The organism is Blautia sp. HCN-20427, assembly GCF_037890365.1.
Lineage (GTDB): Bacteria > Bacillota > Clostridia > Lachnospirales > Lachnospiraceae > Blautia.
Genome location: NZ_JBBKBX010000005.1, coordinates 164,081 through 170,649 on the forward strand (window position 1 = coordinate 164,081; position 6,569 = coordinate 170,649).

8 protein-coding genes are annotated in these 6,569 nt (G+C 46.3%); 4 read left to right on the forward strand and 4 right to left on the reverse strand.

Features of this window, described 5'->3' with window-relative positions; genetic code table 11:
* Nucleotide 1 precedes the first annotated feature (1 nt).
* The 4 genes from WKT17_RS04905 to WKT17_RS04920 form a co-directional block, all read right to left on the reverse strand.
* A complete protein-coding gene (locus WKT17_RS04905) occupies nucleotides 2–997 on the reverse strand; it encodes a sensor histidine kinase (RefSeq protein WP_294579294.1) in 996 nt (331 codons plus the stop codon).
* Nucleotides 994–1,665, reverse strand: coding sequence for a response regulator transcription factor (locus WKT17_RS04910; RefSeq protein ID WP_173747119.1), 672 nt, complete (start codon nucleotides 1,663–1,665; stop codon nucleotides 994–996). Before WKT17_RS04910 ends, WKT17_RS04905 begins: the two co-directional genes overlap by 4 nt.
* 95 nt (nucleotides 1,666–1,760) lie before the next feature.
* Nucleotides 1,761–3,179, reverse strand: a complete 1,419-nt coding sequence (locus WKT17_RS04915; RefSeq protein ID WP_294579297.1) for a sensor histidine kinase — start codon at nucleotides 3,177–3,179, stop codon at nucleotides 1,761–1,763.
* Nucleotides 3,180–3,182: 3 nt separating this feature from the next.
* The gene (locus WKT17_RS04920) at nucleotides 3,183–3,890 is read right to left on the reverse strand and encodes a response regulator transcription factor (protein ID WP_294579300.1); all 708 of its coding nucleotides are present in this window, start codon (nucleotides 3,888–3,890) and stop codon (nucleotides 3,183–3,185) included.
* A gap of 161 nt (nucleotides 3,891–4,051) precedes the next feature.
* Between WKT17_RS04920 and WKT17_RS04925 the strand changes: the two genes are divergently transcribed.
* Genes WKT17_RS04925 through WKT17_RS04940 form a run of 4 tightly spaced genes read left to right on the forward strand, consistent with a single transcriptional unit; the run spans nucleotide 4,052 to nucleotide 6,484 of the window.
* The gene (locus WKT17_RS04925; RefSeq protein ID WP_173747116.1) at nucleotides 4,052–4,810 is read left to right on the forward strand and encodes an ABC transporter ATP-binding protein; all 759 of its coding nucleotides are present in this window, start codon (nucleotides 4,052–4,054) and stop codon (nucleotides 4,808–4,810) included.
* On the forward strand, nucleotides 4,807–5,532 hold the full coding sequence (locus WKT17_RS04930; RefSeq protein WP_294579303.1) for an ABC transporter permease: 726 nt from the start codon (nucleotides 4,807–4,809) through the stop codon (nucleotides 5,530–5,532). The genes WKT17_RS04925 and WKT17_RS04930 overlap by 4 nt, the downstream gene beginning before the upstream one ends.
* Complete coding sequence (locus WKT17_RS04935; protein WP_294579304.1) at nucleotides 5,529–6,293, forward strand: ABC transporter permease; 765 nt, start codon at nucleotides 5,529–5,531, stop codon at nucleotides 6,291–6,293. The genes WKT17_RS04930 and WKT17_RS04935 overlap by 4 nt, the downstream gene beginning before the upstream one ends.
* Nucleotides 6,294–6,298: 5 nt before the next feature.
* A complete protein-coding gene (locus WKT17_RS04940) occupies nucleotides 6,299–6,484 on the forward strand; it encodes a hypothetical protein (RefSeq protein WP_330027355.1) in 186 nt (61 codons plus the stop codon).
* Nucleotides 6,485–6,569 lie beyond the last annotated feature (85 nt).

The window sequence follows — 6,569 nt, forward strand, 5'->3', positions numbered from 1 at the left end:
CTTAAGGCAGCAGCAAATGGTCGGAGGTATCCTGAAAATACAGCGAAAAACAGGTTCCCTCCCCTTCCCTGGACGAAACCTCTATGGAAATGCAAAGCAGCTGTGCAATGCTTTTCGCAAAAGCAAGCCCCATTCCGGTAGAATGATAGTCGCCCTTTCTGAGTATTTTTCCCACATACCCTTTTTCAAAAATATAGGGCAAATCTTCCGAAGAAATACCGATTCCCTTATCTTCCACCGTAAAAATCACACCTTTTTCTTCCCTTTTTGCACGAAAGGAAAGTTTGGGCTCGTCTTTCCTGTATTTCACTGCGTTTCCAACGAGCTGGTTCAATAAATACACCAGCCACCGTCTGTCGCTGTATACCGAAATCCCCTGCAAATCCAATTCCAGTTCAAACTGATACTGAATCAGGAAATACGACTGATTTTTCACAGCCTCCTTTACCACGCTTTCCAGTGTAAGCTTTTCCATGCGCACATCGTGCTGGGGCTGCTGCAGCTTGCTTCCTGTAAGTACGGTGTGAATCAGCCCTTCCAGCCGCATAATACAGTCCTGCATATCTCTTTTCAGGCCTGTATCCTGATTTCTCTGATTCATGAGTTTTAAGGAGGTCAAAGGCAGCTTGGCCTCATGGGACCAGCGTGCAATATAATCCGAAAGCTCGCCCAGACGCCTGGTGTATTCCGCCGCCTCTTTTTGCTGCTCCTCCTGTATTTTGCAGACATACCCATACAGTTCCTCTCCCAGAATTTTCTTTTCCTCCTCTGCCAAAAAGGCCTCCGGATTCTGAAAATAATTTTTCAGCTGCCTCCATTTCTGATAATCCCGGATAAGCCAGCACACTCCGAAAAAGCAAAGCAACAGATTCAGATACAGGATATCCTCTCCCTGCAGCGCAGGAACACACAAGAAAATAAGATAGCCGTTTACAAATCCCCAGAGTCCTCCAATCATCAGAAAGACCTCTGCTCTGTGGCAAAAATATGCTTTCATTCCAGATAATACCCCTTTCCCTTTCTGGTATGGATACAGGAAACTCCGTCTGCGCACTCAGCAATCTTCGCCCTGAGCCTGGATACCAAAACAGTCAAAGAAGCGTCTGTTACATACTCATCTGTACTCCACAAATGCTGCATCAGTTCTTCCCGTTCCACCACACGCCCTTTGTTTTCTGCCAGAATCCCCAGAATCCGGTTTTCCGATTTCGTCATCTCAATAGTCCTGCCCTTGTAAAGCAAAACTCCCTGGTTCCTGTCATACACCAGATGTTCTCCCAGATATTCCCGGTCTGCCTGCGTATATTCATACGCTCTCCGAAGAAGCGCACGGATTTTCACCAGCAGAAGTTCCGTATCAAAAGGCTTTTCCACATAATCATCTCCCCCGGAAACCATAGCCATGACCTTGTCTGCATTCTGATCCCGGCTGGACAAAAACAAAATGGGAACTCTGGAAAAGCTGCGAATTTTGCTGCACCAGTAAAATCCGTCATAATACGGAAGGTTAATATCCATGAGCACCAGGTCACAGCCGCTTTTTTCGCACTGCTTATCCACTTCCTGAAATTCTTCCAGGTACACGGCCTCAAATCCCCATTTCTCACAAAGTCTGCAGATTTCTCCGGCCAGTGTGAAATCATCTTCTACAATCAAAATCTTCATACGGAAAATCTCCTGTTCTATATTCTGTCTCCTATCTTACACGTTTTTCTCTCTTCTTCCTACCCTTTGGAGCAATCTTGCAAAAATGTTAGAATTCATGATTCTTTTTCGGGAAGAAGGGGCAGGAAAATTTCTGCCCGAAATCCTCCCTGGGGTGCATGGGAAAGTTCTACCCTTCCTCCGTGTGCCTGGGCAATCTGCCGGACAATCAAAAGCCCCAGGCCGTGGCTCTGCTCTTTCACCTGACTGTCACACACCATATAATGAGGCTTCTTCTGAATCGCAGACAAAGCTTCCTCTGTGACACCCACTCCGTCATCCGAGACTGCAAGACAGCACATTTCCTGGATTTGCTTCACTTCCAGAGTAATGGTACAGCCCTTTGGATTGTGCACCTGGGCATTGCATATCAGGTTGGAAACTGCCCGCTTTAGAAGTTCCTCATCTCCCCGGATAAAAACTGCCGACACTTGCTCTTTTGTGGCCCACTCCACAGGATATTTGTCCTCTCCATCCAGATTCAGAAAATCCACTGCCATTTTTCTTAAAAATGCCACTGCGTTGATTTTGCCGGAATGGAGAGGCTGTACCTGATATTCCAGTTTGGATGCCAGGTTTAAATCATTTATCAGATTTTTCATGCGCAGGCTCTGAAGCCGTATAACACGGGCTTTTCTTTTGTTTTCTTTTGAAAGTTCCTCATCTTCTTCCAACTGTCCCGCATACCCCATAACCATAGACAGCGGGGTGCGGATATCATGGGAAACTCCTGCAATCCAGTTGGCCCTGGCGGTTTCCTTCTTCTTTAGCACATATTCCTGGGAACGAAGCTGCCCTGCCGCCTGGTTAATAGACACGGCTATCTGGGAAAGCAGCCCGGTTTCCTTTACATAGACCTGATGATTTTTCGGCAGCTGACGGATTCCCTCTATAATAGGCTTAACTGCCTTTAAAACACCGGAGACGGAAACTGCATATACCAAAATAATAAACAACAGATTTCCTGCACAAAACAGGAAAAGAAATGTGGGAAATCTGGCGATTATCTGGTAATCAAACATGGGGGACATATGTTTCCAATATGCATTCTTTGGATACCCTATCAGCAGTACATCGGCTCCCTTCCCTACACTGACTGTAGGATAATCTTTTACATATCCCCGTACCGCCGAAGCCATTTCCGCGTAAGTGTATGCATCGGGAATCTCTTGCGGAAGGTTTGCACTGCTCCAGACAACCTTTCCGCTGCCATTTTCTATAAGCTGTGCCCAGGCTCCCGCTTCCTTTAGAAGCTGAAGGCCGTTTTCAGAAAGAACATAGTTCTCCCCTTCCTGCTGCAATTCTGCAGATATCATTTCCGCCCTGCTCCACGGTCCTTTTTCTCCATTCAAAATGCTGTTCTGGTTTTTCGAAATGTAAGCAATCCAAAGCCCCACATTCAGCACAATTCCAAATACCAGGGAAAGAACCAGGATTCCGAAAAATCTCCGGATAAGTTTCAGTACACTGTTCATCTCCTACTCCTTTACTTTCAGCTTATATCCCAGCCCTTTTATCGTAATCAAAGAAACGGGTTTTGAGGGGTTTTCCTCTATTTTCTCCCGAATCCGGCGAATGTGGGCCATCAGGGAATTTTCATAGCCAAAAGGATTGTCTCCCCATACGGCTTCACAAAGCATATCAATGGTTACGATTCTTCCCGCATTGCGGGCCAGCACCTGCAAAAGCGCGTATTCCTTTGCAGTAAGAGCAATCCGATGCTCGCCTTTCACCACTTCCGCCCGCTGAAAATCAAGAGCACAGGCAGCAAGACGAAGTAAATCCTCTTTTTCTTCTTCCTTATAACATCTCCGCAAAATACCGGTCATGCGAAGAAGCAATTCTTTTGGAAGAAAGGGTTTGACCAGATAATCATCTGCCCCCAGCCCCAGTCCCCGAAACCTGTCCTCATCTTCTCCTCTGGCACTCAGAAACAGCACCGGAATGTCTGAAAACGCCCTGGCTGCTTCCAAAAGTTCAAATCCATCTCCGTCCGGCAGCATAACATCTAAAAGCACCAGTTCCGGTTTCCATTCCTTCCATGCCGCCATAGCTTCCCTTACCGTCCCGGCCGTTCTTGTATTCAAATATCCTTCATGGGCCAAAATCCCCTGTACCATATACAAAATTTCCTGTTCATCATCCACCAGCAATATTTTTTTCTTCTTTAGATAATCCTGTTTCATGGCTTTCTCCTTTTCTTATTTCTTTCTAAAATTATAGCACGGCTTTGCTTTTGCAACAGACCATATTTAAAAATGTAAGGTAATTGTAAGGTTGCGGGAAGGTTCCCGTAAGACGGCGGGTTTATAGTAAAGACCAGAAACAGGAAAGGAGTTTTCACAATATGAATACCATAATCGAAACACACAATCTCACCAAACGATACAAAGATTTTACAGCTGTAAACAAGATAAACCTGCACATTCAGAAAGGAAGAATCTATGGCTTTCTGGGGCCAAACGGCGCCGGAAAATCCACGACCATGAAAATGTTTCTGGGACTGACCGCCCCTACCAGCGGCAGTTTTTCCGTAAACGGAAAGACGTATCCCAAAGACCGGAGGGAAATCTTGCGGGAAACCGGTTCCTTTATTGAATCCCCCGCCTACTATGGAAATCTTACAGGCGAAGAAAATCTGCAGATTATACAGCAGATTTTAAAGCTGCCCAAAAGCAGTGTCAAAGAGGTTCTGGAATTAACCGGACTTTACGAACACCGCAGACGCCCGGTATCCAAATATTCTCTGGGCATGAAACAGCGTCTGGGACTTGCGGGAGCGCTGATGGGACATCCTCCTGTGCTGATTCTGGATGAGCCAACCAATGGTCTGGATCCGGCGGGGATTCACGAAATCCGCACCCTGATTCGTTCCCTCCCGGAAAAATACAACTGCACTGTGTTGGTATCTTCTCATCTGCTTTCGGAAATAGAGCTAATGGCTGATGACATCGGTATTTTAAACCACGGCAGACTGCTCTTTGAGGGAACACTGACGGAACTGAAAACCCATGCCCACGAGCTTGGCTATCCTTCGGAAAATCTGGAAGAGGTCTTCCTGTCCATGATTGGAGAAGACAATCTGAAAAGAGGTGGACGAAAATGATACTGACTCTGGAAATGAAAAAACTGAAGCGCACAGGCTTTCTCCCCGCCATTTTTCTGGGCAGTCTGTTTGCCTGCGCCTTTCCCCTGGCAAATACGGCTCTCCGGCCAGAACTCTTTGTGCAGCAGAAGCTGCCTGCCACGGAAATTCTCCTAAATGCCAACGGACAGATGCTTTCCATGGTGAATCTGCTGTTGACGGTGCTTGGCGCCTGTATTCTTTACCACACAGAATTTTCCGGCAGCGGCATTAAAAAAATGAACACCCTGCCAGTAAGCCAGCATCTGCTGTTTTTTCACAAAACCCTGCTGCTCCTTTTGGGGCTGGCCGCTGCTGTCCTACTGGAAAGCTGCTGTCTGGGATTTTGCGCCGTACACTGGTTTCCCAGCGAAGAAATGCTGCCTCTTCATCTGGCGCAGCATACAGGCTATGCTTTTTTCCTGCTGGTGCCTGCTGCTCTCCTGATGATGCTGATTGCTCTTTCTTTTGAGAATATGTGGGTCACACTGGGTGTGGGTGTTATCTGTATCTTTGTATCCACCATGATTCCCACAGATACCGCCATCCTCGGGTATTTTCCCTTTGTCCTGCCCTTTTGGCGTTTCTTTGATATACAGGACAAAGAAACGCTGCTTCTTTCCCTGTGTATCTGTCTGGCAGAAATTTTGGTACTGATGTTCGTAGAAATTTTATTGCAAAAACTTCGGAGGAAATTATCATGACTTATATTCAGCTTGTTAAAACAGAACTAACCAAACTGCGCCGTTCTCATATTTTCTGGATTCTCCTGGCGCCTGTTATCCTTTTATGGATACCCAGCTTCTTAAACGCAGATATAAACTTTGAAGCAACCGGAATTTCCCCGGAAAACAACTTCTTCATCCAAAGCTACCTGGGCTTTACCTGGTTTATGTTCCCGGCTTCCCTTGTCGTCTGCACCGTACTGCTTACCCAGTCTGAGCGCACCAACAAAGGACTTCAAAAAATGCTGTCTCTTCCGGTAAACCCGCAGCTTTTCTGTCTGGCTAAGTTTACCATCCTGCTGCTTCTGGCTGCTTTTCAGCTTCTGCTCATGGGGGCTGCCTATTTTCCCACAGCCATGATTGTTTCCCATATGCAGAATTATTCCATGGTTCTGCCGGTATCTCTGGTACTGAAAGAAAGCTGTCTTTTGTACCTTTCTGCCATTCCCATGGCTGCCCTTTACTGGATGCTTGCGGTATGTATCCATACCCCGGTGTTTTCTATTGGTGCAGGACTGGCCTCCATTGTGCCTTCCATGCTGCTCATCAACACCAAAGTCTGGTTTGCTTATCCGGTATCTTATCCCATCTATACCCTGATGATACTCCGTGGTACTATGGAAAACAGTTTCCGCAGCTTTGTTATGGACCCCATCCCCTGGATTCCTGTATCCATCGGTATGACACTTGTTTTTCTCGCCGTTTCCTGTATAACTTTCGGCAAATATGAAAGGAGATAAGACCTATGAAAAGAACATGTATTTCCGTTTACCTTGTTCTTATGATAGGCGGGGCTGTATTTTCTCTTGTAGGGTATACAAAAGGAAAGGTAAGAACCGTATATATGCAGATTTGCATGGTGATAAACATGATATATGGAATTGCAGGAATTGCGCTGGCAGGGCTTATGCTGTGTACCGCTTTAGGATAAGGCAAATTCCTTACCCTGCCGCACTGCTCTGCCTAAGTCAGCAACCACCAGTTCAACTGGTGGTTTGATATTAGCCCTCAAAAGG

Excerpts from the sequence above, each read along its gene's own strand:
- WKT17_RS04910 (WP_173747119.1), bottom strand. The coding sequence starts at position 1,665 with ATGAAGATTTTGATTGTAGAAGATGATTTCACACTGGCCGGAGAAATC.
- WKT17_RS04935 (WP_294579304.1), top strand. The coding sequence starts at position 5,529 with ATGACTTATATTCAGCTTGTTAAAACAGAACTAACCAAACTGCGCCGT.
- WKT17_RS04905 (WP_294579294.1), bottom strand. The coding sequence starts at position 997 with ATGAAAGCATATTTTTGCCACAGAGCAGAGGTCTTTCTGATGATTGGA.
- WKT17_RS04940 (WP_330027355.1), top strand. The coding sequence starts at position 6,299 with ATGAAAAGAACATGTATTTCCGTTTACCTTGTTCTTATGATAGGCGGG.
- WKT17_RS04925 (WP_173747116.1), top strand. The coding sequence starts at position 4,052 with ATGAATACCATAATCGAAACACACAATCTCACCAAACGATACAAAGAT.
- WKT17_RS04915 (WP_294579297.1), bottom strand. The coding sequence starts at position 3,179 with ATGAACAGTGTACTGAAACTTATCCGGAGATTTTTCGGAATCCTGGTT.
- WKT17_RS04920 (WP_294579300.1), bottom strand. The coding sequence starts at position 3,890 with ATGAAACAGGATTATCTAAAGAAGAAAAAAATATTGCTGGTGGATGAT.
- WKT17_RS04930 (WP_294579303.1), top strand. The coding sequence starts at position 4,807 with ATGATACTGACTCTGGAAATGAAAAAACTGAAGCGCACAGGCTTTCTC.